The sequence below is a fragment of the Paraburkholderia sp. Cpub6 genome (assembly GCF_014201065.1).
Taxonomy (GTDB): domain Bacteria; phylum Pseudomonadota; class Gammaproteobacteria; order Burkholderiales; family Burkholderiaceae; genus Paraburkholderia; species Paraburkholderia tuberum.
Genome location: NZ_JACHDM010000006.1, coordinates 93,836 through 119,407, shown reverse-complemented (window position 1 = coordinate 119,407; position 25,572 = coordinate 93,836). Strand labels below are relative to the sequence as shown.

General features: G+C 64.4%; 27 protein-coding genes. 10 read left to right on the top strand and 17 right to left on the bottom strand.

All coding sequences use genetic code 11. The features are described 5' to 3' along the window. Positions 1-21: 21 nt before the first annotated feature. On the top strand, positions 22-639 hold the full coding sequence (gene yjgA / locus HDG33_RS13450; RefSeq protein WP_184027823.1) for a ribosome biogenesis factor YjgA: 618 nt from the start codon (positions 22-24) through the stop codon (positions 637-639). Further along, on the top strand, positions 620-1,261 hold the full coding sequence (gene mog / locus HDG33_RS13445; RefSeq protein WP_184027820.1) for a molybdopterin adenylyltransferase: 642 nt from the start codon (positions 620-622) through the stop codon (positions 1,259-1,261). Before yjgA ends, mog begins: the two co-directional genes overlap by 20 nt. Positions 1,262-1,299: 38 nt before the next feature. Here the strand turns inward: mog and orn are convergent, their stop codons facing one another. Beyond that, positions 1,300-1,911, bottom strand: a complete 612-nt coding sequence (gene orn, locus HDG33_RS13440; RefSeq protein ID WP_090801266.1) for an oligoribonuclease — start codon at positions 1,909-1,911, stop codon at positions 1,300-1,302. Positions 1,912-2,138: 227 nt separating this feature from the next. Here orn and HDG33_RS13435 point away from each other — a divergent pair, with 227 nt between their 5' ends. Genes HDG33_RS13435 through HDG33_RS13425 form a run of 3 tightly spaced genes read left to right on the top strand, consistent with a single transcriptional unit; the run spans position 2,139 to position 4,715 of the window. Next, positions 2,139-3,398: a M48 family metallopeptidase gene (locus tag HDG33_RS13435; protein ID WP_184027818.1), complete on the top strand. Its 1,260-nt coding sequence runs from the start codon at positions 2,139-2,141 to the stop codon at positions 3,396-3,398. Continuing rightward, positions 3,395-4,393: a ribosome small subunit-dependent GTPase A gene (rsgA, locus tag HDG33_RS13430; protein ID WP_184027815.1), complete on the top strand. Its 999-nt coding sequence runs from the start codon at positions 3,395-3,397 to the stop codon at positions 4,391-4,393. Before HDG33_RS13435 ends, rsgA begins: the two co-directional genes overlap by 4 nt. Before the next feature lies 1 nt (position 4,394). Next, complete coding sequence (locus HDG33_RS13425; RefSeq protein ID WP_184027812.1) at positions 4,395-4,715, top strand: DUF2007 domain-containing protein; 321 nt, start codon at positions 4,395-4,397, stop codon at positions 4,713-4,715. 72 nt (positions 4,716-4,787) lie between these two features. Here the strand turns inward: HDG33_RS13425 and HDG33_RS13420 are convergent, their stop codons facing one another. The 6 genes from HDG33_RS13420 to rpsP all read right to left on the bottom strand — a co-directional run bounded on the left by HDG33_RS13420 (position 4,788) and on the right by rpsP (position 9,176). Beyond that, complete coding sequence (locus tag HDG33_RS13420) at positions 4,788-5,726, bottom strand: CobD/CbiB family protein (RefSeq protein WP_090801273.1); 939 nt, start codon at positions 5,724-5,726, stop codon at positions 4,788-4,790. A 151-nt stretch (positions 5,727-5,877) separates the two neighbouring features. Then, on the bottom strand, positions 5,878-6,636 hold the full coding sequence (locus tag HDG33_RS13415) for a CoA pyrophosphatase (protein ID WP_184027809.1): 759 nt from the start codon (positions 6,634-6,636) through the stop codon (positions 5,878-5,880). 87 nt (positions 6,637-6,723) lie between these two features. Then, on the bottom strand, positions 6,724-7,110 hold the full coding sequence (gene rplS, locus HDG33_RS13410) for a 50S ribosomal protein L19 (protein WP_013090115.1): 387 nt from the start codon (positions 7,108-7,110) through the stop codon (positions 6,724-6,726). A gap of 149 nt (positions 7,111-7,259) precedes the next feature. Next, on the bottom strand, positions 7,260-8,027 hold the full coding sequence (gene trmD, locus HDG33_RS13405; RefSeq protein ID WP_184027806.1) for a tRNA (guanosine(37)-N1)-methyltransferase TrmD: 768 nt from the start codon (positions 8,025-8,027) through the stop codon (positions 7,260-7,262). 25 nt (positions 8,028-8,052) lie between these two features. After that, positions 8,053-8,787, bottom strand: coding sequence for a ribosome maturation factor RimM (gene rimM / locus HDG33_RS13400; RefSeq protein WP_184027791.1), 735 nt, complete (start codon positions 8,785-8,787; stop codon positions 8,053-8,055). Between the two features lie 134 nt (positions 8,788-8,921). Further along, positions 8,922-9,176 (bottom strand): 30S ribosomal protein S16, encoded by a 255-nt coding sequence (gene rpsP / locus HDG33_RS13395; RefSeq protein WP_006050280.1) that lies wholly within the window; start codon positions 9,174-9,176, stop codon positions 8,922-8,924. Between the two features lie 171 nt (positions 9,177-9,347). Here rpsP and HDG33_RS13390 point away from each other — a divergent pair, with 171 nt between their 5' ends. Both HDG33_RS13390 and HDG33_RS13385 read left to right on the top strand, forming a co-directional pair. Then, positions 9,348-10,532 (top strand): sorbosone dehydrogenase family protein, encoded by a 1,185-nt coding sequence (locus HDG33_RS13390; protein WP_184027783.1) that lies wholly within the window; start codon positions 9,348-9,350, stop codon positions 10,530-10,532. Positions 10,533-10,722: 190 nt separating this feature from the next. Then, the gene (locus HDG33_RS13385) at positions 10,723-11,190 is read left to right on the top strand and encodes an NINE protein (RefSeq protein ID WP_184027774.1); all 468 of its coding nucleotides are present in this window, start codon (positions 10,723-10,725) and stop codon (positions 11,188-11,190) included. Between the two features lie 37 nt (positions 11,191-11,227). On the opposite strand, the gene HDG33_RS13380 is transcribed toward HDG33_RS13385, so the two are convergent. After that, complete coding sequence (locus tag HDG33_RS13380) at positions 11,228-12,379, bottom strand: PA0069 family radical SAM protein (protein WP_184027770.1); 1,152 nt, start codon at positions 12,377-12,379, stop codon at positions 11,228-11,230. A gap of 145 nt (positions 12,380-12,524) precedes the next feature. Then, positions 12,525-13,013 carry an Lrp/AsnC ligand binding domain-containing protein gene (locus HDG33_RS13375; RefSeq protein ID WP_090801287.1) on the bottom strand — a complete coding sequence of 163 codons (489 nt, stop codon included), beginning with the start codon at positions 13,011-13,013 and terminating at the stop codon, positions 12,525-12,527. 179 nt (positions 13,014-13,192) lie between these two features. Here HDG33_RS13375 and HDG33_RS13370 point away from each other — a divergent pair, with 179 nt between their 5' ends. Continuing rightward, positions 13,193-14,479 carry a D-amino acid dehydrogenase gene (locus HDG33_RS13370; RefSeq protein WP_184027767.1) on the top strand — a complete coding sequence of 429 codons (1,287 nt, stop codon included), beginning with the start codon at positions 13,193-13,195 and terminating at the stop codon, positions 14,477-14,479. A 139-nt stretch (positions 14,480-14,618) separates the two neighbouring features. Here HDG33_RS13370 and HDG33_RS13365 read toward each other — a convergent pair whose 3' ends face one another. From HDG33_RS13365 to HDG33_RS13340, 6 genes are all read right to left on the bottom strand, one after another. Continuing rightward, entirely contained in the window at positions 14,619-16,409 is a 1,791-nt protein-coding gene (locus HDG33_RS13365) for an acyl-CoA dehydrogenase (RefSeq protein WP_184027764.1), read from the bottom strand. A 98-nt stretch (positions 16,410-16,507) separates the two neighbouring features. After that, positions 16,508-17,455 carry an electron transfer flavoprotein subunit alpha/FixB family protein gene (locus tag HDG33_RS13360; RefSeq protein WP_184027751.1) on the bottom strand — a complete coding sequence of 316 codons (948 nt, stop codon included), beginning with the start codon at positions 17,453-17,455 and terminating at the stop codon, positions 16,508-16,510. Between the two features lie 13 nt (positions 17,456-17,468). Then, positions 17,469-18,218: an electron transfer flavoprotein subunit beta/FixA family protein gene (locus HDG33_RS13355; RefSeq protein WP_184027740.1), complete on the bottom strand. Its 750-nt coding sequence runs from the start codon at positions 18,216-18,218 to the stop codon at positions 17,469-17,471. A 235-nt stretch (positions 18,219-18,453) separates the two neighbouring features. After that, on the bottom strand, positions 18,454-19,251 hold the full coding sequence (locus HDG33_RS13350) for a MetQ/NlpA family ABC transporter substrate-binding protein (RefSeq protein WP_184027728.1): 798 nt from the start codon (positions 19,249-19,251) through the stop codon (positions 18,454-18,456). 48 nt (positions 19,252-19,299) lie between these two features. After that, positions 19,300-19,953: a methionine ABC transporter permease gene (locus tag HDG33_RS13345; RefSeq protein ID WP_184011069.1), complete on the bottom strand. Its 654-nt coding sequence runs from the start codon at positions 19,951-19,953 to the stop codon at positions 19,300-19,302. Continuing rightward, the gene (locus HDG33_RS13340) at positions 19,943-20,977 is read right to left on the bottom strand and encodes a methionine ABC transporter ATP-binding protein (protein WP_184027716.1); all 1,035 of its coding nucleotides are present in this window, start codon (positions 20,975-20,977) and stop codon (positions 19,943-19,945) included. The genes HDG33_RS13345 and HDG33_RS13340 overlap by 11 nt, the downstream gene beginning before the upstream one ends. Before the next feature lie 239 nt (positions 20,978-21,216). Here HDG33_RS13340 and HDG33_RS13335 point away from each other — a divergent pair, with 239 nt between their 5' ends. Beyond that, positions 21,217-22,122 (top strand): alpha/beta hydrolase, encoded by a 906-nt coding sequence (locus tag HDG33_RS13335; RefSeq protein ID WP_184027713.1) that lies wholly within the window; start codon positions 21,217-21,219, stop codon positions 22,120-22,122. A gap of 27 nt (positions 22,123-22,149) precedes the next feature. On the opposite strand, the gene HDG33_RS13330 is transcribed toward HDG33_RS13335, so the two are convergent. Beyond that, positions 22,150-22,959 (bottom strand): enoyl-CoA hydratase, encoded by an 810-nt coding sequence (locus tag HDG33_RS13330; RefSeq protein ID WP_184027710.1) that lies wholly within the window; start codon positions 22,957-22,959, stop codon positions 22,150-22,152. Between the two features lie 79 nt (positions 22,960-23,038). Next, complete coding sequence (locus HDG33_RS13325; protein ID WP_090801305.1) at positions 23,039-23,962, bottom strand: histone deacetylase family protein; 924 nt, start codon at positions 23,960-23,962, stop codon at positions 23,039-23,041. Between the two features lie 334 nt (positions 23,963-24,296). Here HDG33_RS13325 and mltB point away from each other — a divergent pair, with 334 nt between their 5' ends. After that, positions 24,297-25,475, top strand: coding sequence for a lytic murein transglycosylase B (gene mltB / locus HDG33_RS13320; protein WP_184027707.1), 1,179 nt, complete (start codon positions 24,297-24,299; stop codon positions 25,473-25,475). The last annotated feature ends 97 nt before the right edge of the window (positions 25,476-25,572 follow it).

Genomic DNA, 25,572 nt, shown 5'->3' with positions numbered 1-25,572 from the left:
GCGGCAAGTTACAATACCGGCATGACACGCAAAACCCGCATTCAACCGATCGAATCCGTCGTCACGGAAGTCGACGAAAACGGCTACGATCGTCCGAGCAAGTCTCAGGTCAAGCGCGAAATGCAGGCGCTGCAGGATCTGGGCTTGGAACTCGTCGCGCTGCCGAAAGACGCGCTCAAGCGCATGCCGATGCCCGAAAAGCTCGACGAAGCCGTGCGCGAAGCGCGCCGCATCACCGACCACGAAGGCAAGCGCCGCCAGATCCAGTACGTCGGCCGCGTGATGCGCTCGCTGCTCGACACCGAAACCGCCGCGCTGCGCACCGCGCTCGACACCTTCAAGGGCATCAACAAGTCGGAGACGGCGAAGCTCCATTGGATCGAGCGCACCCGCGAAAAGCTGCTGGCCGACGACGCCGCGCTGACCGAGTTCATCCGCCAGCACCCGAGCGCCGACCCGCAGCAGGGCCGCACGCTGATCCGCAACGCGCGCAAGGAAGCGGAGCAGAGCAAGCCGCCGCGCTACTTCCGCGAGTTGTTCCAGTGGATCAAGAGCGCGGCCGGCACCGACGACGAAGCGCAAGACGCGCACGACCCCAACCTCGCCGCGGAAGACGACGATGACGACCGCGACGCCTGATCAACGTAAGCAACGTCAGCACCCCGACGAAATCTTGATCGGCCTCGTGTCGATCAGCGACCGCGCGTCGACGGGCGTGTACGAGGACAAGGGCATTCCGGCGCTGCAGGAGTGGCTCGGCGCGGCCTTGAGCTCGCCATGGCAGGTGGTCACGCGGCTGATCGCCGACGACGCGCCGACCATCTCGGCGACGCTGATCGAGCTGGTCGACGAAGTGGGCTGCGATCTGGTGCTGACGACCGGGGGCACCGGACCGTCGCGCCGCGACGTGACGCCCGAGGCGACGCTCGCTGTCGCGACCAGGGAGATGCCCGGCTTCGGCGAGCAGATGCGACAGATCAGCCTGAATTTCGTACCGACCGCGATCCTGTCGCGCCAGGTCGCGGTGATCCGCGAAACCGAACGACACGGCGCGCTGATCATCAACCTGCCCGGCCAGCCGAAATCGATCAGGGAAACGCTGGAAGGCCTGCGCGATGACGGCAAGGTCAAGGTGCCAGGGATTTTCGCGGCGGTGCCGTACTGCATCGACCTGATCGGCGGCCCTTACGTAGAAACGAACGTCGACGTGGTCAAGGCGTTCCGGCCGAAAAGCGCGCAACGCGCGCCGCGGCAAGACTGAGGTTCGAGGTTCGGGGCCTGCCCGTGCAAGCCCGCGCTTTACTGAGCGCTCGCGGCGGCGTCCGGCGCCGACGGCACGAGGAAATGCTCGCGGTAGTACTTCAGCTCGTCGATCGACTCGTGGATATCGGCCAGCGCCGTGTGCATCGCGCGCTTCTGGAAGCCCTTGTAGATGACCGGCTGCCAGCGCCGGCACAGCTCCTTCAGCGTGCTCACGTCGAGGTTGCGGTAGTGGAAGAAGCTCTCCAGATCCGGCATCCAGCGCGCCATGAAGCGGCGGTCCTGGCAGATCGAGTTGCCGCACATCGGCGACTTGCCGGGCGGCACGTACTGGCCGAGGAACTCGCGGATTTGCGCGGTCGCGTCGGCCTCGCTGACCGTCGACGCCTTCACGCGATCGATCAGCCCCGAGCGGCCATGCGTGTTCTGGTTCCACGCGTCCATCTTCGCGAGCGTTTCATCGCTCTGATGAATCGCGAGCACCGGACCTTCGACCATCCTGTCGAGCGTCGAATTCGTCACCACCACCGCGATCTCGATGATGCGGTCGGTGTCGGGCTCGAGCCCGGTCATTTCCATGTCCAGCCAGACGAGATTCATGTCGCTGCGCACGAGCGGCGGCTGTTCGGTGGATGCGAGGATGTCAGTCATGAAGGCAACCCTGAGGGCCGCGCGGCGGGCTTAGCTGGAAACCCGCGCGGCGCGGCATGTGTTCGTTTGAAATCGATTCGCGCGGTTCGAGCCGGGCCGGCCGCGCCAAAGCGCCGCCCTGAACTCCTACCCGGAGCTCTTGCGTTGAACCGTCGCGTTAAACCGTATCTCCGCCGCAAGGCGGGAAGAAACATATAATTCTCGCATAGATACCACGGAATCCCCGGATGCCTACCCTGTACTTCACCGCCCTGTTCGTCGTCGCCGTCGTTGCGATGGTCGGCACCAAACTCTGGCTCGCGTCGCGGCAGATCCGCTTCGTCGTCGCGCATCGCGAACGGGTGCCGAGCCAGTTCGCGAACACCATCGCGCTCACCGCGCATCAGCGCGCGGCCGACTACACGGTCGAGCGCACGCGGCTCGCGATGGTCGAGATCGTCGTCGCCGCGGCCGTGCTGATCTGGCTCACGCTGCTCGGCGGCGTGCAGATGCTCGATCTCGCGATCTCCGACTGGCTCGGCCGCGGCTACGTCGGTCAGATCGCGCTGGTTGCCGCTGTGATCGCGATCACGAGCGCGATCGACCTGCCGTTCGATTACTACCGGCAGTTCGTCGTCGAGCAACGCTTCGGCTTCAATCGCATGAGCAAAAGCCTGTTCTTTTTCGACCGCCTGAAGGGCGCGCTGCTCGGCATCGCGTTCGGCCTGCCGTTGTTGTTCGTCGTGCTGTGGCTGATGAACCGCGCGGGCAACCTGTGGTGGCTGTGGGCATGGGTCGTGTGGGTCGCGTTCCAGATGTTCGGCCTGCTGATTTTCCCGACCTTCATCGCGCCGCTCTTCAACAAGTTCGAGCCGCTGAAGGATGAAGCGCTCGTGACCCGCATCGAGGCGCTGATGAAGCGCTGCGGCTTCGCCGCGAAGGGCCTGTTCGTGATGGACGGCAGCCGCCGTTCGGCGCACGGCAACGCGTACTTCACCGGCTTCGGCGCGAGCAAGCGCATCGTGTTTTTCGACACGCTGCTCGCGCGCCTGTCGGGCCGCGAGATCGAGGCGGTGCTCGCGCACGAGCTCGGCCACTTCAAGCGTCGTCACGTGATGAAGCGCATGCTGGTCACGTTCGCGATCAGCCTCGCGATGCTCGCGCTGCTCGGCTGGCTGACGCAATGCGTGTGGTTCTACGAAGGGCTCGGCGTGCGGCCGTCGCTCGTCGGCGGCAATAGCGGACTCGCGCTCGTGCTGTTCTTCCTCGCGCTGCCCGTGTTCATGTTCTTCGTCACGCCGCTTGGCAGTCTCAGCTCGCGCAAGCACGAGTTCGAAGCCGACGCGTTCGCGGCGACGCAAACCGACGCGCACGATCTCGTCAACGCGCTCGTCAAGCTGTACGAGGACAACGCGTCGACGCTGACGCCCGATCCGATCTACACCGCGTTCTACTATTCGCATCCGCCGGCCTCGCAGCGGATCGACCGACTGCTGCAGCACGCATGAGCGGCCGCGCTCCGAAGAAGGCGTCGCGCGGCGCGTCGGCCACCGCATCCGGCATGCACGGCGGGCGCACGGGCGGCCTCGTGGTGGCCGCGCACGGCCGCCACTATCTGGTCGCTCCTGAAGACGGCGGCGCGTTGCTGCAATGTTTCCCACGCGGCAAGCGCAGCGAGGTCGCGGTCGGCGATCGCGTGATCTATGAGCCGACCTCGGCGAATCAAGGCGTGATCGTCGAGATCGGCGAGCGGCGCAATCTGCTGTATCGCTCGGATCAGTACAAGTCGAAGCTGTTCGCCGCGAACCTCGACCAGTTGCTGATCGTGCTCGCCACCGAGCCGCATTTCAGCGAGGATCTGCTCGGCCGCGCGCTCGTCGCCGCCGAGGCGAACGAATTGAAGCCGCTGATCGTGCTGAACAAGATCGACGTCACCGATGCTCTGGACGGCGCGCGCAAGCGGCTCGAGCCGTATCGCGCGCTCGGCTATCCGGTGCTCGAAGCGTCGATCCGGATGCAGCCCGAGGCGGCACGCGCCACGCTGACCGAACATCTGCATGGCCACGCGACGCTGCTGCTCGGCCAGTCCGGCATGGGCAAATCGACACTCGTGAACCTGCTGATTCCCGATGCCGAAGTCGCGACGCGCGAGATCTCGACCGCGCTGAACAGCGGGCGCCATACCACAACGTTCACGCGTCTTTATCCCCTGCCGCAGTCGGAGGGCACGACCGGCGTGAATGGCGTCAACGGCGCGGCCGGCGCGCTGATCGACTCGCCGGGCTTTCAGGAATTCGGCCTGCATCACCTGACCGAAGGCCGGCTCGAACGCGCGTTCCCCGAATTCCGGCCGCTACTGCCAAACTGCCGTTTCTATAACTGCCATCATTTGCACGAGCCTGGCTGCGCGATCCTCGAAGCCGTCGCCGACGGGCGTATCCGCCGCGAACGGCATGCGCTTTATGCGCAGCTCGTGCACGAGGCGAGCCAGATTATCCGCTGACATGAAACTGATGCGCGCGCCGAACCTGATCATCGGACAGCATTGGGTCAACGTGCTGGAGACCGCGGGCATCGCTTGCGAGCTGCACAACCGCTATCTGAACGGGGCGCTCGGCGAGATTCCGGCCGACCAGTGCGCGCCGGAGCTGTGGCTCGTCGATGAACGCGATGAGGCGATCGCGCGGCGGCTGATCGAAGCGGCCTCGCGAGGACCGGCGCCGGGCGCGCCTCCATGGCGTTGTCAGCAGTGCGGCGAGGTGCTCGAGGCGCAGTTCACCGTGTGCTGGCAATGCGGGACTGTGCGCGATCCGTTGAAGGGGTGAAGCGGAGTCGGGAATTGAAGAAGCCGGGCATTGCCCGGCTTTTTCTTGTGCTGCGCGCGTGGCCTGGCCGCTTCAGGCGAGCCACACCGCGATGGTCAGCATCAACAGCAGGATCATCCACAGTACGACTGCACGCCACACCAGCCCCACTGCCGATTGCAGCGTGCGCGGCGTGCAGTCGTCGCCGACCTGCATCGGACCGCCGTCGCCGGTGGCAAGCGCGTCGAGGCTCGACGGCTCCGCGAGTGGCCCGGCCAGGCGCGCGCCGAGCGCCCCGCTGCCCGCGGCGAGCAACACGCCGTCGTTCGTATCGGGCCACTGCCGCGCATGATTGCGCCACGCGTAAATCGCATCCTCGAAATTGCCGACGATCGCAAAGCCCAGCGACGTCAGCCGCGCCGGCACCCAGTCGATCACGAAGAACGCGCGCTGCGCGAAGCTCGAAAACGCGACGGTGCGGTCGTCGGCCGGCCGCGCCCATGCGCGCGCGAGATATTCCGCGCAACGGTACAGCACCGCGCCAGCGGGACCGACCGGAATCAGAAACCAGAAGAACACGCCGAACACATGGCGATGCGACGCGACCACCGCGTGGATCAGCGTGTGACGCACGATCTCGCTGACCGGCATGTCGACGGTCTCGAGCCCCGTCCATTCGTTGAGAATTTCGCGCGCGCGTGGCACGTCGTCGTTGTTCAACGCGAGATGGATGTCGGTGAAGTAATGGCTGAACTGCCGGAAGCCGAGCGTGAAGTACAGCACCACGACGTTCCACAGGAACGCGAGCATGAAGTGAATGTGATACAGCACGTAGTAGACGAGCGCGACCGCGAGCGTCCAGGGCACCACCACGACGAGCCAGGCGAGCAGACCGTGACGTTGCTTGCCAGCATCGAATCCGTGCGCCGCCGACTCCGCATGGTATTGAAGCAACGCGGACAACGGATTGTTCGGCGACAGCGCGCGTACCTGTTCAATGATCAGAGCCAGCAATACGGAGAAAAAAGTCATGCGATGCGCCGTGCTTTTTAAGTTTTTTACGATTGTTTTATAACGATAGCACAGGGTCGGATGAGTCTGAACGCGGATGCTGACAAAGCGCCGACAAGTGCGTCGTTCGCGCAACTGTGCATCGTCGACGCGGCGATGCGAGTCACGTAATTTATGCGGCGAGGAACCGATACAGGTTGCGCAGCATCGCCGCCGTCGCGCCCCAGATGAAATGATGGCCGCCTTGCACGCCCGCTGGCGTGACCGTCTGCGCGTGGTGCGCGCCGCGCTGCTCGGCGGCCTCCGGAGCCACCGTCAATTCGCCGCGCGGATACGGCATCGCGAAGAAGCGGCGCTCTCCGCCCTCGTAGCGGAACAGGCGCTCTTCGTGGTTGGACGGGTCCATCAGGAACGCGAGCGGCACTTCGAAGACCTCGGCCACTTCGAGCGTATCGATCTCCAGCGAGAACGGCGGGTGCACAAGAGCGATGACCGGCGACACGCGAAAGCCGGTGCCAGTGAGATAGTCGGGCAACGCGCCGAGAACTTCGACGCGCGACGCATCGAGGCCCACCTCTTCGCGCGCTTCGCGCAGAGCCGTAGCAGTCGCATCAGCGTCGAACGGTTCCTGGCGGCCGCCGGGAAAACTCACCTGACCGGCGTGATCGTTCAGATGGTCCGCGCGCTGCGTGAGCAACACGGTAAGACCACGCGCGCGCACGACGAGCGGCACCAGCACCGCGGCCACGCGCGGATCGAGGTCGGTATTGCGCCACGGCGCATCGGCAATTTTCTCGGGTGTCCAGGCTAGCTGCCGATCAAAGCGCGCCCGCAGTGCATCGGGCGTCAGACGCTCGCGCGCGACCGGTGGCAGATCGGCGCCTGTCGCGATGACAGGCAGAGTTTCGGGCTCAAAGACGGGGCGGATCAACGGGTCTCTCTGATGAGCGTGGACATGCCGCTATTTTGACCTGGCCAACAAAAAAGCACCCGCGAGGGGTGCTTTTTCTTACAGCATTTACGCTTGGGAAGCAGCGCGGTCTTTCGAGACCAGCTTTTCCTTGATTCGAGCCGACTTGCCCGAACGCTCGCGCAGATAGTACAGCTTCGCACGACGCACATCGCCGCGACGCTTGACGACGATGCTAGCCAGCAGCGGCGAATACGTCTGGAACGTACGCTCGACGCCTTCGCCCGACGAAATCTTACGGACGATGAACGACGAATTCAGACCACGGTTACGCTTGGCGATCACGACGCCTTCGTAAGCCTGCACACGCTTACGCGTGCCTTCAACCACGTTCACGCTGACGATGACCGTATCGCCCGGACCAAAATCCGGAATGGTCTTTTCGCCGAGAACGCGCGCGATTTCTTCCTGCTCGAGTTTTGCAATCAGATTCATCACTGACTCCTAGATCCATCTTGTCGGCGTTCGTACCTGCCTCACGCGCTTACTGCGTTGGGCTACGGCCCCGATAGAGGATGGGTTCACATCTGGCACCGCACACGCATGCACGGCACCGCCTTGTGTCCGCTCGGAAGACCGGGGCCTCAGGCCTTCGGCTCTTCCTTCGCGAGACTCGCGAGCCACGCCTCGTCGGCACGGCTCAGCATTCTGTTCTTTCTGGCCTTCACGATCAGATCGGGCCGCTTGTTCAACGTGTTGCGCAATGCTTCGCGCCGCCGCCACGCTTCGATTTCCGCATGATGGCCGCCGAGCAGCACATCAGGCACCCGCACGCCCTCGTATTCCTCGGGACGCGTGTAGTGCGGACAATCGAGCAGCACATCGACGAAGCTATCCTGCACCGCCGACTGTGAGTCGTTCAGCACGCCAGGCAACTGACGCACGACCGCATCCATCAACGCCATCGCGGGCAACTCGCCGCCCGACAGCACGAAGTCGCCAAGGCTTACTTCTTCGTCGACTACACGGTCCAGCAGACGCTGGTCGATCGCTTCGTAGCGCCCGCACAACAGGATCAGACCGGGTTCGGCCGCGAACTTCATCACGCGCTCGTGATTCAGTGTGGCGCCTTGCGGCGACATCATCACGACGCGCGCCGCGCCGATGCCCTGCTCCGACTGCGCCGCTTTCGCGGCACTGATCGCGTCTTCGAGCGGCCGGGCCAGCATAACCATGCCGGGGCCGCCGCCGTATGGGCGATCGTCGATCGTGCGGTAGTTGTCGGTCGTGAAATCGCGCGGATTCCACGTACGCAACCCATAGCGTTGCTGCTTCGCGGCCCGGCTGGTGATACCCCAGTCAGTCAGCGCGCGGAACATTTCTGGAAAGAGCGTCACGACATCGAACTGCATCGCTCTCCCCGCTCAACGATAGATTTCAATAGTCAGCTTCCCAGTCGACGACGATATGCTTTGCCGCCTGGTCCACCGTTTTGACAAAGACGCCGACGAACGGGATCAAACGCTCGCCTGCGACCGGCTTGCCGTTTTTGTCGGTAGCCGGATATTCGATGCGCAGCACCGACTGCGCGCCGTTGTCGATCATGCTGGCGACTTTGCCGAGGTTGAGCCCGGCGAGATTCACCACGTCCAGGCCGATCAGATCGACCCAGTAGAATTCGTCGGCTTCGAGCGCCGGAAATTCGCTACGGCCGATGTATACGCGCGAACCGCGCAAAGCCAACGCCGTATCGCGGTCAGCGACGCCACCCAGCCGGGCGACCACGCTGTCGCTATGTGTCTTGGCCTGCAAGGACGGCGCCGATTTGCGCTCCTGGCCTTTCAGCAGCCACCAGCGCTTCGCGCTCAGCAAGACGTCGCCGCCTTGCCCGGCATCCGCATGCGCGGCTACCTTGACCCAGCCTTTGAGACCATAGGCGTCAACGATTGCGCCGACTTCGACCGCATCGGCCGGCCAGCTTGCCGCCGTTTCGATGCGCATTTCTGCAGCTTCGAAATCGGCGTTCGCGGCATTGGCTTGCGCCTCTTTCGCCTTGCCGTCGGTTCGTTCGACCGGCTTGCGGACGAATGCACCGAACGACGCCTGACCAGACGCCTTTGCGCGCGAAGCTGCCTTGACGCTACCAGAACTGCCGGAATCACGCACAGACATCGAATAACCTCGACAACAACTTCGCAGCCTGCTTTGGCGTCTGCTTCAGTAAAACAAATTGCGCATCGGACTGCTCACGCGAGTTGCGCGAGCCGCCGGCCGAACCGACGACGATACGCCTGCGGGCCGCCATATCAAGCAGCCGGCTGCGCCTTTTGCGCTTCCTTCACGAGACGTTCGACGGTCGGCGACAGTTGCGCGCCAACACCTTGCCAGTACGTCAGGCGATCCTGAGCGATACGCAGGGACTCGCCCTTCGTAGCGACCGGGTTGTAGAAACCGACGCGCTCGATGAAGCGGCCGTCACGACGGTTGCGCGAGTCGGTGGCGACGATGTTGTAGAACGGGCGCTTCTTGGAGCCGCCACGAGCCAAGCGGATGATGACCATACTAGAATCCTTGAAAACCGGGGTTCGGAACGACTGAAACACGCGATTATAGCGGGAAACCGACGCCATAACAAACACTTACCGGGATGAACTGCGGAACCGGGCTGCACCCACCTTCTACAAGAGGTGCGAGAACCCGTTCAAACGCCCGAATTGCCTGAAGGAGCGCCTGTGCAACGCCAGCCGAAACTCCCGTTTCCGTTCGCCTTTTGTGCCTTTTTCGTACGCTTTGCTGGACTTTCGCGCACCTCGTGCAGCCGGTTTCTACGTGCGGTAGCGGCCGCGGTTATCGCCGCGCAGGCGTTGACGGCAATCGCCGCGCTGCCCATCGAGAAAATCAAGCTGCCGCCGGGCTTTCACATCGAAGTGTTGTCGGACGAGGTGCCGAGCGCGCGCGCGATGACGTTGTCGCCCAAGGGCATTCTCTACGTGGGCAGCGACGATGGCCATGTGTATGCGCTCGAGCTGCGGAACGGCCGCGTGACCAGTCACCACGTGATCGCGTCCGGGCTGCAGATGCCCGCCGGCGTCGCGTGGCGCGACGGCGCGCTGTATGTGTCGGCCGTGTCGAAAATCGTGCGCTTCGATGCGATCGACTCGCACCTGAACGATCCGCCGAAACCGGTCGTTGTCACCGACAAGCTGCCGACGGACACGCATCACGGCTGGAAATTCATCGCGTTCGGCCCGGATGGCAAGCTGTACGTGCCGCAAGGCGCGCCGTGCAACATTTGCCAGAGAGATCCGGACCGCTTTGCGATGATCGGCCGCATGAACCCGGACGGCAGCCACTACGAGGTCGTCGCGCGCGGCATCCGCAATTCGGTCGGCTTCGCGTGGCATCCGGTCACCCACGAACTTTGGTTCACCGACAACGGTCGCGACCTGCTCGGCGACGATATTCCGAGCGACAAGCTCAACCGCGCGCCGCTAGTCGGCATGAACTTCGGCTTTCCGTACTGTCACGGCGGCGACACGCCCGACCCCGAGTTCGGCAAGGATCATCCGTGCAGCGAATTCACGCCGCCAGTGGTCAAGCTTGGCGCGCACGTGGCGGCGCTTGGCATGCGCTTCTACGACGGCCCGATGTTTCCAGCCGACTACCGCAACAATATCTTCATCGCCGAGCACGGCTCGTGGAACCGCAGCAAGAAGGTCGGCTACCGCGTCGTGCGCGTGATCACCGACCCTGACGGCAGCCACGCACGCCAGCAGGTCTTTGCCGAAGGCTGGCTACAACCCGGCGAATCGGTCTGGGGCCGCCCCGCCGACGTGTTGCCGCTGCCAGACGGTTCGCTACTGATCAGCGACGATACCGCCGGCGCAATCTATCGCATCACATATTCAGCGCCGTAACGCGCGGATGCACGCATGCCCGGCTGCACTCACCTTGAGCCAGGTCCGGCGCATCTCGCCACCCCGCTTTCAGCCTGGGCGATCGTCCTCCACGTGACCACCCGCGCGCCGCAGGCGTAGAATGCGCGTCGGCCCGCGCCCCCGCGGCGCGCCGCTCCTTTCGACCGCCCGTCACTCTGCCCACGCGTTCATGCCCACCGCTGCCTCGACTTCCCCGCGCTTCAGATCCAAGACGCTCACCGCCGCGTTGGCGTTCCTGTTCGGCAGCCTCGGCGCCCACCGCTTCTATCTGTACGGCACCCGAGACATCTACGGCTGGGCGCATCTACTCGGCACGCTGATCGGCATTCCCGGCGTGATGCTGCTGGTCGCGACCGAGCGCGCGTCGATCCTGGGCTGGGCGCTCGCGCCGATCGGCGCGGTTTCGCTGTTTGCCGCGTTTCTGGCGGCGCTCGTCTACGGGCTGCGTCCTGATCAGAAATGGAATGCGCAATTCAACACCCACACGCAACGCAAAAGCCGCTCCGGCTGGACGGTCATTTTCGTCGTGATCTTTTCGCTGCTGATCGGTGCGTTTCTGCTGATGACCGGTCTCGCGCTCGCGTTCCAGACCTACTTCGAAAGTCAGGTCGAAGCGGCCAAGGCGATTTCGCAGTAATGCCCCCCGTCGCGGGACCCGCAGACGTTCCTGCGCGCTAGAAAAGCCTCAGTTGCGGATTGTCGCGCGCCGGTGCGCTCACCTGCTCGGCGCGCGGCGGCTCGATCCGGCGGAAATGCGACATGTCGAGAATGCCGCGGTCGCGCCCGTTCAACCCTAACCGGCGCACGGCCTTGTGAAAGCGCTGCCTGAGCAGATCCGCCCATAAGCCCTCTCCCTTCATGCGGGTCGAGAACGAAGAATCGTAATCCTTGCCGCCTCGCATGTCGCGCACACGGCTCATCACGCGCTCGGCCCGATCCGGGAAATGTGCGCCCAGCCAATCCTTGAACAGCGGCGCGACCTCCCACGGCAGCCGCAGCACGATATAGCTCGCATTGCTGGCGCCCGCTTCGGCGCATGCTTCGAGCACGCGCTCCATATCCGGTTCGGTGACGAACGGGATCACCGGCGCGATGCTGACGCCGACCGGAATGCCCGCCTCGCTTAGCGTACGGATCGTGCGCAGCCGGCGCGACGGCGTGGCCGCGCGCGGTTCGAGCGTGCGCGCGATGTCGGCGTCCAGCGTGGTGATGGTGATCGCCGCCATGAATTGCCCGCGCCCGGCCATCGGCGCAAGCAGGTCGATGTCGCGCTCGATCAGCGATGATTTGGTGATCGCCGCGAACGGGTGGTTGCGCTCGCTGAGCACCTCGATCACACGACGCGTAAGACGCAAGTCACGTTCGGCCGGCTGCCATGCATCGGTGGCGACGCCGAGCGCGATCGGCTCGGGTACATAGGATTTCTTCGACAGTTCCCGCTCGAGCAGTTCGGGCGCGTTGATCTTCGCGTAGATGCGGCTTTCGAAATCGAGCCCGGGCGACAAGCCCAGGTAGCTGTGCGTGGGCCGCGCGAAGCAATAGATGCAGCCGTGTTCGCAGCCCCGGTAAGGATTCAGCGACACATTGAACGGAATGTCCGGCGATGCATTGCGTGTGAGGATGGTTTTTGCGCGCTCCTCGAACACCTGCGTGCGCAGGACCTTCGGCTCCCCGTCTTCGTCGGCCGTCTGCCAGCCATCGTGGACGGCTTCGCGCTGGTCGACTTCGTAGCGGCCTTGCAGGTTCGTGACCGCGCCGCGCCCCTTGCGAGGCGCCGGCGGCGCGATCGGAAATTCGGGAATGTCAGGGGTGTCGGGGTCATCCACGGCGGGCCACGCAAAGCAAACGCAAACAGGAAGCGCCAAAGGAAAGCGGCGCAAAACACCTGTATAAATATACAGTGTTTACGCCGTTTGTCGAGCACTTCGTTGGTCGCTTGATGCGCGTCCAACCCCGTCAGTGAACCGGCACCTACTCGCCCACCGCGATCGTCAGCGTCTCCTTGATTTCCTCCATCACCACATAGCTCTTCGACTGCACCGCGCCCGGCAGCTGCAGCAGGATATCGCCGAGCAACTTGCGGTAATCGGCCATTTCGCCGATGCGCGCCTTGATCAGATAGTCGAAATCGCCCGACACGAGGTGGCACTCGAGAACCTCGGGGATCTTCTGCACCTCGCGCCGGAACAGATCGAACATGTTGCCACTCTTGTGATCGAGCGTGATCTCGACGAACACGAGCAGCGCCGCGCCGAGCTCGGCCGGGTTCACGCGGGCGTAGTAGCCGGTGATCACGCCGTCGCGCTCCATCCGCTTGACGCGCTCGATGCACGGCGTCACTGACAGACCGACCTGCTCCGCCAGGTCCTTCATCGCCATACGGCCGTCCTGCTGCAGGAGCCGCAGGATCTTGTGATCGAGCTTGTCGAGAGCCCGCACGGGCTGGCGCTGGGTACGCATGGTGTTTTTTCTAAAAATGATGAAAATACGATAACAAAACCTGTCTCACTGTTAATAGTATAGCGGTTAACACTGGGCAAACGGCATTTCACCTCACATTGCAGCTCGCCGAATCGAATCAGATCGAACCTCCGACGAGCGCCTTGCCCTCACTCAATTTTTGGATATCTGGAGCAGCTATGCGAGTCGTCGTTTTGGGCAGTGGCGTCGTCGGCGTGACGAGTGCGTATTACCTCGCGCGCGCCGGTCACGAAGTGACTGTCATCGATCGCGAAGCCGGCCCGGCGCTCGAAACCAGTTTCGCCAACGCGGGCCAGATCTCGCCGGGCTACGCTTCGCCGTGGGCCGCCCCGGGCGTGCCGCTGAAGGCCGTCAAGTGGATGTTCCAGAAGCACGCGCCGCTAGCGATTCGCGTCGACGGCACCGCGTTCCAACTGCAATGGATGTGGCAGATGCTGCAGAACTGCACGGCGCCGCGCTATGCGGTGAACAAGGGCCGTATGGTGCGGCTGGCCGAATACAGCCGCGACTGCCTGCAGGCGTTGCGCGCCGACACCGGCATCGAGTACGAAGGCCGCACCGGCGGCACGCTGCAGGTATTTCGCACGCAACAGCAGTTCGACGGCGCCGCGAAAGACATCGCCGTACTGCAGGAAGCCAACGTGCCATACGAGCTGCTGACGGCCGACGAACTCGCCAAGGCCGAACCAGCCCTCGCCGCGGTGTCGCACAAGCTCACCGGCGGCCTGCGCCTGCCCGGCGACGAAACCGGCGACTGCCAGATGTTCACGACGCGCCTCGCGGCGCTCGCCGAGGAACTGGGCGTCAAGTTCCGCTACAACACGTCGATCGACGCGCTCGCGATGGCGGGCGGCCGCATCGCCGGCGTGCAGTGCGGCAGCGAACTCGTGCGCGCGGATTCGTTCGTGGTCGCGCTCGGCTCGTATTCGACACGCTTCCTCGATGGCATAGTGAAGATTCCGGTCTATCCGCTGAAAGGCTATTCGATCACCGCGCCGATCGTCGACGCGGCTGCCGCGCCAGTGTCGACCGTGCTCGATGAGACCTACAAGATCGCGATCACGCGCTTCGATGACCGGATTCGCGTCGGCGGGATGGCCGAGATCGTCGGCTTCGACAAATCGCTGCGCCAGGCGCGCCGCGAGACGCTCGAGCTTTCTGTGAATGACCTGTTCCCGGGCGGCGGCGACACGTCGAAGGCGACGTTCTGGACCGGTCTGCGGCCGATGACGCCGGACGGCACGCCGATCGTCGGCCGCACGCCGGTTCCGAACCTGTTCCTGAACACCGGCCACGGCACGCTTGGCTGGACGATGTCGTGCGGCTCGGGCCAACTGCTCGCCGACTTGATGTCGGGCAAGCAGCCCGCGATTCGCGCGGACGATCTGTCGGTGCATCGCTATCTCGGTGAGACCGCGGGCGAGCATCGGCCGGCGTATGCGTGAGTTTGAGTGCGTGCGCTGACGCGGTCCTGGCCGCGGCGCAGGCCGCAACAAACAGCAGCCGGTCAAACAAACGGCGCCTCGCGGGGCGCCGTTTGCATTTCAATGTGCTGCCGCGATCGCGGCCGGCATCGAGGCATGCTCAGAACTGGTCTTCCGACAAAGCCAGCACGCCCTCGCCCCCCTTCGCGCTGACGATCGCCACTTCGAGCGCCGCCGCCTGTGGCAACACGTGCTCGGCGTAGAACCGCGCGGTCGCGATCTTCGCGTCATGAAACGCTGGGTCCTCGTCGCGCTTCGTCGCCGCGGCAAGCTGCGCACGCGCCATCTGCCAGCCGCCCAGCACGATGCCCGCGAGCTTCAGATAGGGCACGCTGCCCGCGAACACCGCATTCGGATCGCCCTTCGCATTGGCGACGACGAAATCAACGACCGCGCCAAGCGCGCGCCGGCCCTGCGCGAGCTGTGTGCGCATCGACGCGAACGCCGCGCCCTGCTGCGCGCCAAGCGCTTCAACCGTTTCGGCGACGCCAGCGAGCAGTTCCTTCGCGACCTTGCCGCCGTCGCGCAGCGTCTTGCGACCGATCAGGTCGTTGGCCTGGATCGCGGTCGTGCCTTCGTAAATCGGTAGAATGCGCGCGTCGCGGTAGTACTGGGCAGCGCCGGTTTCCTCGATGAAGCCCATGCCGCCATGCACCTGCACGCCGAGGCTCGTCACGTCGATCGACAGCTCCGTGCTCCAGCCCTTCACGATCGGCACGAGGTATTCGTAGATCGCCTGATGCTTCGCGCGCGTCGCATCGTCCGGATGACGATGCGCGATATCGCAGTGCGAGGCGGCGACGTAGGCGAGCGCGCGCGACGCCTCGGTGAGGCTGCGCATCGTCGACAGCATGCGGCGCACGTCCGGGTGCTGGATGATCGCGACCGACTGCTTCGCGGAGCCGTCCACGGGACGGCTCTGCACGCGCTCTTTCGCATACGCGACCGCCTTCTGATATGCGCGATCCGAGATCGCGACACCTTGCATGCCGACCGCGAAACGGGCGGCGTTCATCATGATGAACATGTATTCGAGGCCACGATTCTCTTCGCCGATCAGTTGACCGAGCGCGCCGCCGTGATCGCCGAACTGCAGCACCGCGGTCGGGCTCGCCTTGATGCCGAGCTTGTGCTCGATCGACACGCAATGCACGTCGTTGCGCTCACCGGGCGAGCCGTCTTCGTTGACGAGAAACTTCGGCACAAGGAACAGCGAAATGCCTTTCACGCCATCGGGCGCGTTCGGCGTGCGTGCGAGCACCAGATGCACGATGTTCTTCGCCATGTCGTGCTCGCCCCAGGTGATGAAAATCTTCGTGCCGAACAGCTTGAACGAACCGTCGGCCTGCGGCTCGGCGCGCGTGCGTACGAGCGCGAGATCGGAGCCGGCCTGCGGCTCGGTCAGGTTCATCGTACCGGTCCATTCGCCGGAAATCAGCTTGGGCACATAGGTCTGTTTTTGCGCTTCGCTGCCAGCGGTTAGCAGCGCTTCGATGGCGCCGTCGGTCAGCAACGGACACAGCGCAAAAGAGAGGTTCGACGCGTTGAGCATTTCGATGCAAGGCGTCGCGATCAGCTTCGGCAGGCCCTGGCCTTCGTAGTCGAGCGGATGTTGCACGCCCTGCCAACCGCCTTCGGCAAACTGGCGGAAGGCTTCCCTGAAACCCGGCGTCGCAGTGACGACGCCATCCTTCCAACTGCTCGGATTGCGATCGCCGTCGACGTTCAGCGGCGCGAGCACTTCGCCGCATAGTTTCGCCGACTCGTCGAGCACGGCCCGCGCGGTGTCGAGGTTCGCGTCCTCGAAGCCGGGCAGCTTCGCGATGTCTTCGAGTCCGGCCAGTTCTTTCATCACGAACAGCATGTCCTTGATGGGCGCCGTGTAGCTCATTTCGGTTCTCCTCCCTTGATATGAAAAAAGGGCGCGGGACTTGGTCGGTCCTGCGCCCTTCGTTTGCTTTCGGCGGCCTCTTTCAGGCGCCGCGGCGCTTAGCCGAGTTCGCTCACGAGTTCCGGCACGAGGGTGAACAGATCGCCAACCAGGCCGTAATCGGCCACGCTGAAAATCGGCGCTTCTTCGTCCTTGTTGATCGCGACGATGACTTTCGAGTCCTTCATGCCGGCGAGGTGCTGGATCGCACCCGAGATACCGACCGCGACGTACAGTTGCGGCGCGACGATCTTGCCCGTCTGGCCGACCTGATAGTCGTTCGGCACGAACCCCGCGTCGACCGCCGCACGCGATGCGCCCAGTGCCGCGCCGAGCTTGTCGGCCAGCGGTTCCAGCACCTTCATGTAGTTCTCGCCATTGCCCAGACCACGGCCACCCGACACGATGATCTTCGCGCTCGTCAGTTCCGGACGATCGAGCTTCGTCACTTCGCGGCTCACGAACTGCGAGAGGCCTGCGTCGGCTGCCGCTTCGATCTTCTCGACCGCTGCGCTGCCGCCTTCGGCTGCAACTGCATCAAAACCGGTCGAGCGCACGGTGATGACCTTGATCGGATCAGCCGATTGCACGATCGCGATTGCGTTGCCCGCGTAGATAGGACGCTCGAACGTGTCGGCGCTATCCACTGCCGTGATGTCGCTGATCTGCGCGACGTCGAGCTTCGCGGCGATACGCGGCGCGACATTCTTGCCGTAGGCGGTAGCCGGCGCGAGGATGTGCGTGTAGTGCTTCGCCGCATCTTGCACAAGCGTCAGGACCGTCGCTTCGACGTTTTCCGCGAGGCCTTCGGCCAGTTGCGGCGCATCGGCGAGCAGCACCTTGCTGACACCCGCGATCTTCGCGGCCGCATCGGCCGCGCCCTGCGCGTTATGCCCCGCGACCAGCACGTGAATATCACCGCCAATCTTCTGTGCCGCTGCGATCGTGTTCAGCGTCGCGGCCTTGATCGACGCATTGTCGTGTTCTGCAATTACCAGGTTCGTCATTTCTCGGGTCTCCTCACAGCACCTTCGCTTCGGTCTTCAGCTTCTCGACCAGCGTCTTCACGTCCGGCACCTTCACACCGGCGGAGCGCCTGGGCGGCTCGGCGACTTTCAGCGTCTTCAGACGCGGCGTGACATCGACGCCGAGGTCTTCGGGCTTGACCGTTTCCAGCGGCTTTTTCTTCGCCTTCATGATGTTCGGCAGCGTGACGTAGCGCGGCTCGTTCAGGCGCAGATCGGTCGTGACCACGGCCGGCAGCGTCAGCGACAGCGTTTCCGCGCCGCCGTCCACTTCACGCGACACCGTCGCCTTGCCGTCCGCCACGACAAGCTTCGACGCGAACGTCGCCTGCGGCAGATTTGCGAGCGCGGCGAGCATCTGGCCGGTCTGATTGGAGTCGTCGTCGATGGCCTGTTTGCCGAGGATCACCAGTTGCGGCTGCTCCTTGTCGACGAGCGCCTTGAGCAGCTTCGCGACGGCGAGCGGCTGCAGGTCTTCACCAGATTCGATCAGGATCGCGCGATCCGCGCCGATCGCGAGCGCGGTGCGCAGCGTTTCCTGCGCCTGCGCAACACCGGCCGACACGGCGATCACTTCGGTCGCGACGCCCGCTTCCTTCAGACGCACCGCTTCTTCAACTGCGATTTCGTCGAACGGGTTCATCGACATTTTCACGTTCGCGATATCGACGCCCGTACCGTCCGATTTCACGCGGACCTTCACGTTGTAGTCGACCACTCTTTTCACTGGCACCAGAATTTTCATGCACACGCTCCAAAGTTACGAATACGTCAACCCGATGAACATTATAGCGACTGCCCTCATGACAGCCGTGTCGCGGGCGCTTTGCGGGAGGATATCGCTCCTCAGCGGCGCAACGGCAATATCGAACGATCGTTCTATTTTAATCTCCAAAAAACCCGGGAGACAACCCCGGGTTCCGACTCAGACCTCTAATTTCGCATTGCCGTCGTGTTCTGCGAGGTCCGCGGGCATTGCATCACCAGGAGGTGATCACCGAGCCGCCGAATTTGCTGTCGACGAACTGCTTCACTTCCGGCGAGTGGTACGCCGCGACGAGCTTCGCGACCCACGGCTTGTTCTTGTCCGCTTCGCGAATCGCGATCACGTTCACGTAGGGACCTTTCCGGTCCTCGATCGCGATAGCGTCCTGCGTTGGCTTGAGGCCCGCTTCCATCGCGAAGTTGGTGTTGATCGCGGCGGCATCGACATCGCCCAGCGAACGCGGAATCTGCGCCGCGTCAAGCTCGACGATCTTTAGTTTCTTCGGATTGTCGACGATGTCGAGCGGCGTCGCCTTCAGGCCCGCCTCGGCGCGCAGCTTCAGCAAGCCCTGCTTCTGCAGCAACAGCAGCGCGCGGCCGCCGTTGGTCGGGTCGTTCGGCACGGCGATCTTCGCGCCCGGCTGCAGTTCGGCGAGCGACTTCACCTTCTTCGAGTAGATACCCATCGGGTACGTGACCGTATCGGCGATACGGATCAGCTTGTAGCCGCGATCCTTCACCTGCGCCTGCAAGTACGGGTCGTGCTGGTAGCTGTTCGCGTCCAGATCGCCGCCCGCGAGCGCCGCGTTCGGCTGCACGTAGTCGGAGAATTCGACGATCCTGATGTTCAGGCCGTTCTTCGCGGCGACCGTCTTCACGACGTCCATGATCTGCGCGTGCGGGCCGCCGGTGACACCAACCTTGATCGTGTCTTCGGCATGCGCCGCGGTGGTGGCGAACAGCGTTGCCGCGCCGAATGCGGCGGCCAGCTTGAGAATGAAGCGACGTTGCATGATGGACCTTTTTCGAATCTTTATTAGCGGGCTTCCGAACGCCCTTGTTTATTTGTGGCTCAGACGACGCACGAGCCAATCCCCAAACGACTGCACCAGTTGCACGAACACGATCAGTATCAGCACGACCGCGAGCATCACTTCTGGCAGGAAGCGCTGATAGCCGTAGCGGATGCCAAGGTCGCCAAGACCGCCGCCGCCGATCGCGCCGGCCATCGCCGAATAGCCGACCAGCGACACGAACGTGATCGTCAACCCGGCGACCACGCCCGGCAGCGATTCCGGCAACAGCACCTTGAAGACGATCTGGCTGGTGGTCGCGCCCATCGCCTGGGCCGCCTCGATGAGCCCGCGATCGACCTCGCGCAGCGCCGTTTCGACCAGACGCGCGATGAACGGCGCCGCGGCGATCGTCAGCGGCACGATCGCGGCCGCGGTGCCGATTGACGAACCGACGACAAGTCGCGTAAACGGAATCACCGCGACCAGCAGGATGATGAACGGCGTCGAGCGCACCGCGTTGACGATCACGCCCATCACGCGATTCAACGCGACGTTTTCAAGCACGCCCTGGCGGTCGGTCAGATACAGCAGCACGCCGAGCGGCACGCCGACCACAGCGCCAACCAGTCCGGAGACGCCCACCATGATGAGCGTCTCCCAGAACGACTGGACGAACATATCGAACATTTCACTCAACATGCGAGAGCTCCTCCACTACGACACCCTGCTCGCGCAGAAACGTGATCGCCTGCGCGACCTTGGCCGGATCGCCGCCCGCGAGTACCGCGAGCGAGCCGAACGCCTGCCCCTGGATTTCGTCGATCTGGCCGTGCAGGATGTTGAAGTCGAGCTCGTAGCGGCGAATCGTCTCCGACAGGATCGGCTGATCGACGCCCGAACCGGTGAACGCGAGGCGCAGCAGATGGCCGCTGCCGGTCTTCAACCGCTGCGCGACGCGCGCCTTCATGGCGGGCGGCAGCTCCTGCGCGATCACGTCGCCGATCAGCGCGCGCGTGACTTCGTGGTGCGGCTGCAGGAACACGTCGATCACCTTGCCCTCTTCGACGACGCGGCCCGCGTCGAGCACTGCGACGCGATCGCAGACCTGCTTGATCACGTCCATCTGGTGAGTGATCAGCACGATCGTCAGGTTCAGTTCGCGGTTGATGCGCTTGAGCAGATCGAGGATCGCGCGGGTGGTTTCGGGGTCGAGCGCGGAGGTCGCCTCGTCCGACAGCAGCACCTTCGGCTTGCTCGCGAGCGCACGCGCGATGCCCACGCGCTGCTTCTGCCCCCCGCTGATCTGCGCCGGATAGCGGTCCTTCTGCGCCGACAGACCGACAAGCTCGAGCAGCGGCAGCACGTTCGCCTCGATCTCGTCGCGCTTCATGCCGGCCAGTTCGAGCGGCAGCGCGACGTTCTCGTACACGGTGCGCGACGACAACAGATTGAAGTGCTGGAAGATCATGCCGATCTCGCGACGCGCGTCGCGCAGTTGCGCGGCGGGCAGCGTCGTCAGATCGCGGCCGTTGACGAGGATGTTGCCCTCGGATGGGCGCGTCAGCAGGTTGATCGTGCGCACGAGCGTGCTCTTGCCCGCGCCGCTGCGGCCGATGATGCCGAACACCTCGCCCGCCGGAATCGTCAGATTGACGTTGTGCAGCGCCTCGACCCACCCCCGGGGCCCGGCAAACCGCTGGGAAACATTGCGTATTTCGATCATGGACAAACGAAAACGGCGGAGGCTGCCGGCGAGCATCGTGCTCCCGACAAGCGGCCGCCGTTTCTTTTATTGGGATTTGAGGTCGTCATTCTACCGCAGCGACGACATGCCCTTTAATAATCAATTTCGATCTTTTCATAACCTGAGGGCATTAGAGCCGCGCCTTATGCACGAAGCTCACGCGCTTCGCGCCGCGACGACTATGATCGAGCCACCCTTCCTCAGCACAGGCCGCCGCCATGCAGACTTCTCCGAGCCACACCGTGCGCGCGAGCGCCGGCAGTCTCAATAAAGATGCGCCGCAGCGCGGGTCGGTGACGACCGGCGATGGCATCGAATTGCCGCTGTATCGCTGGCGGCCGAACGGGCCCATACGCGCGACGGTCGCGCTGCTGCACGGCCTCGCCGAGCACGCCGGCCGTTACGCCGCCGTTGCGGGCCGGCTCAACGGGGCGGGCATCGAACTCGTCGCGATCGATCTGCGCGGCCACGGCCACGCGCCCGGCAAGCGCGCCTATGTGAAACGCTTCGACGACTACCTGCTCGATGCGCAGGCGCTGCTCGACGCCGCCGCGCAAAGCTGTGCGCCGTTATTCCTGATGGGTCACAGCATGGGTGGCACGGTGGCGGCGCTGTATGCGATAGAGCGCCTCGACGCGAGCGGGCGGCGCCTTGCCGGTCTGATCCTGTCGAGCCCCGCGCTCGCGCCGGGCCGCGACGTGCCGAAGTGGATGCTCGCGCTAAGCCAGGTGATCAGCCGCGTCTACCCAACCTTCCCGGCGATGAAGATCGACCCTGCGCTGCTCTCGCGCCTTCAGCCGGTGGTCAAAGCCAACCTCAACGATCCGCTCGTGCATCACGACGCGATTCCGGCGCGCACGGGCGCCGAGCTGCTGCTCGCGATGGCGCGCATCGAACGCGGACGCGCGAGGCTGCGCATGCCGCTGCTCGTGTTTCATGGCACCGACGACAAAGTGACCGAGCCCGACGGCAGCCGCGCGTTCGGCGAGCACGCGGGCTCGCCGGACAAGACGCTCACGCTGCACGAGGGTAGCTACCACGAGACGATGAACGACCTCGATCGCGATCGGGTGATCGAGGCGTTGGTCGAGTGGATCGAAAGGCGGGCGGTTGGACCGGGTTGACAAGACGCGGCGCTTGCTGGCCGTCGACTACCGCTTCCACTCCGGCGCGCGTTTGTCGATGAAAGCTTGCACGCCTTCGAGCGCCGAGTCGTCCATCATGTTGCAGGCCATCGTCTGCCCCGCGAGCTGGTACGCGGCTTCGATACCCATTTCGAGCTGCCGGTAGAACAGGCCCTTGCCCGCGCTGACAGCTTCGACCGGCTTCGCGCAGATGCTCGCGGCGAGCCGCGCGACTTCGTCGTCGAGCGCATCGGCTGGGGCGACGCGGTTCACGAGCCCCTGCTTGCGCGCTTCGGCGGCGTCGATGAAATCGCCGGTCAGCAGCATTTCTAGCGCGGCCTTGCGCGACAGGTTGCGCGACAACGGCACCGACGGTGTCGCGCAGAACAATCCAAGGTTCACGCCCGATACGGCGAAGCGCGCGGTATCGGCGGCGACCGCGAGATCGCACATTGCGACCAGCTGGCAGCCGGCGGCGGTCGCGATGCCATGCACGCGCGCGATCACCGGCTGCGGCATGCGCTGGATCGTCAGCATCAGCTTCGTGCAGCGCGCGAACAGCTGCTGGTAATAAGCTAGCGATGGCGCCGCGCGCATTTCCTTCAGGTCGTGCCCCGCGCAGAACGCGCGGCCAGCGCCGGCGATCACGACCACGCGGGCATCGGTCTTCGCGATCCCGGTCAGCGTCTGCTGCAGTCCGTCGAGCAACGCTTCGGACAGCGCGTTGAACGCATCGGGCCGGTTCATCGTCACGCGCACGACGCCCGCTACGCGATATGCGTCGTGTTCGATCGTGACCAGCGACGCGTCGCCGGTGCTGGCGGGACTGGCGTTCATGGCTCGCTCCTCGGTGCGTGAATGTCGATTTTCGCTCGCTGGCTTTCGAGCCACTGTCGCCGCGTGCAGTCGGGCAACCTCAGATCTCCGCCAGCGACCGCACGTGCGCGACCACGCTGCGCCCGAGCGCCGACAGGTTGTAGCCGCCCTCGAGACAACTGACGATGCGCCCACGCGCATAACGCCGCGCGATCTCGCGCATCTGGTCGGTGATCCACGCGTAATCGTCTTCGACGAGGCCCATGTTGCCGAGGTCGTCCTCGCGATGCGCGTCGAAGCCGGCCGAGATGAACAGCATCTCCGGCCTGAATTCGTGCAGGCGCGGCAACCACAGCATATCGACCGCTTCGCGCACGGCCATGCCGTTCGAACGCGCCGGCATCGGCACGTTGCACATGTTGGACGCCTGGTTGTCGGCGCCCGTGAACGGATAGAACGGGTGCTGGAAGATACTGCACATCAGCACGCGCGGGTCGCCCGAGAACGCGGCCTCGGTGCCGTTGCCGTGATGCACGTCGAAGTCGATGATGGCGACGCGCGCGAGACCATGCACGTCGAGCGCGTGGCGCGCGGCGATCGCGATGTTGTTGAAAAAGCAGAAGCCCATCGCACGCGCCGGCTCCGCGTGATGGCCCGGCGGCCGCACGCTGCAGAACGCGTTGTCGTAGCGGCCTTCGATCACCGCGTCGGTGGCGGCGACCGCCGCGCCCGCCGCGCGCAGCGCGGCCTGCCACGTGTGGGGATTCATCGTCGTGTCGGGATCGATCTCGGCGACGCCCTCGACGGGCGAGCGACCGCGGATGTAGTCGACGTGCGCCTGCGTGTGCACTCGCAGCAGCGCGGCCTCGTCGACGAGCGGCGGCGATTCGCGCTCGATCAGCGCGTCGATGCGGCTTGCGATCAGTTGATCCTCGATCGCCTGCAGGCGAGCGGGACACTCGGGGTGCCACTGCCCCATGTCGTGCAGCAGACAGTCGGGGTGGGAATAGAAGCCTGTTGCCATAGTTCGTGTTGTGCGTCTCTTCTACGGCGCGACGCATGAACTGCGCGCGCGGCGTGTCTCCGTCGAGCGGCGCGCGCCCCCGCGCGCCTCCATTCGTCAAGTTACCACACGACGCCGCTGTCGCCGATTCAGCACGGTTTTGCGGGAGTCGTCGGATATACTTCCCCGACCCGTTATTCGCCGTTTCGTTCCTGCCGCTTTCCGACTGCTTCCAGCCTTTCACGCATCGCGCTCACTGCTCACCATGACCGTCAAGCTTGCTCTGTCCGCAGGATCCCCACGCCACCGGCTTCGCTTCGGCACCCACGCCGCCTCACTGATCGTCGCATCGTGCATGTTCATCGCAGCAAGTCCCGCGAGCGCGCAAAGCGCCACGAGGAAAGCGCCGGTGCAACTCGCGCAGAGCCAGCCGCAGCAGCCGGTACCGCAAGGACAGACGTTCGAGGAAGAGATCATTCCGCAGCGCTATGCGCACAACGCGAACGTCGATGCGTTCATCAACGAGATGGTCGCGCGCTACGATTTCGACGAAGCGTCGCTGCACGCGCTGTTCACCGGCGTCAGCTACTCGGCGACCGCAGTGAAGCTGGTCACCCCGTCACCGACGCCGTCGGTCAAGAACTGGCGCTCGTATCAGGCGCGCTTCCTCGACCCGGTGCGCGTCAATGCCGGCGTGCAGTTCTGGCGCGAGAACCGGGCCACGCTGCAGCGCGCGTATCAGGAGTTCGGCGTGCCGCCGGAGATGATCGTCGGCATCATCGGCGTCGAGACGATCTACGGTCGCTACATGGGTAATTTCCGCGTGCTCGATGCGCTGACCACGCTGAGCTTCGATTATCCGAACACCGCGAATCGCGCGGACCGCCAGGCGACCTTCCGCAAGAATCTCGAAGACTACCTGGTGTGGACGCGCGACGCGCAGATCGACCCGAACACGGTGCTCGGCTCGTACACCGGCGCGATCGGCATTCCGCAGTTCCTGCCGAGCAGCATCGTCCAATACGCGGTCGACTACGAAGGCAACAAGCACATCGATCTGCGCACGAGCGATGCGGATGCGATCGGCAGCGTCGCGAATTATCTGCGCCAGAACGGCTGGGAAAGCGGGCGGCCGGTGGTATGGCGAATCGGCTCGGACGTGGGCAGCCTCGGTGTCGCGCAGGCCGCGGCCAATGGGCAGCCGGAGCCGCACTGGCCGCTCGACCAGTTGCTGCGTGCCGGCCTCGTGCTGAACGAGCCGAACGTCGACATTGCTTCCGAAGCGGGCACCCCGGTCACGGTGGTCGATCTGCCGACACCGGGACGCGGCACCGAGTTCGTGCTCGGCCTGAAGAATTTCTACGTGCTGACGCGCTACAACCGCAGCTTCTTCTATGCGCTCGCGGTGTATCAGCTGGGTCAGAAGGTCAAGGCGCAGATGCAAGCGATCGATGCGGCGAATGCCGCAAAAGCGGCCAACAACGGCGGCGCGTCGCAAGGCCAGGCGGATCAGTCGAACTCAGATTCGCAGTGAGTCGCGCCGCGAGTCGCCGCGGGCGCCTCGCGTTGAAAGACGCAAAAAAAGCGCCGGCTCGACCGGCGCTTTTTATTAGCTCGTGTGCCCGCGAAGG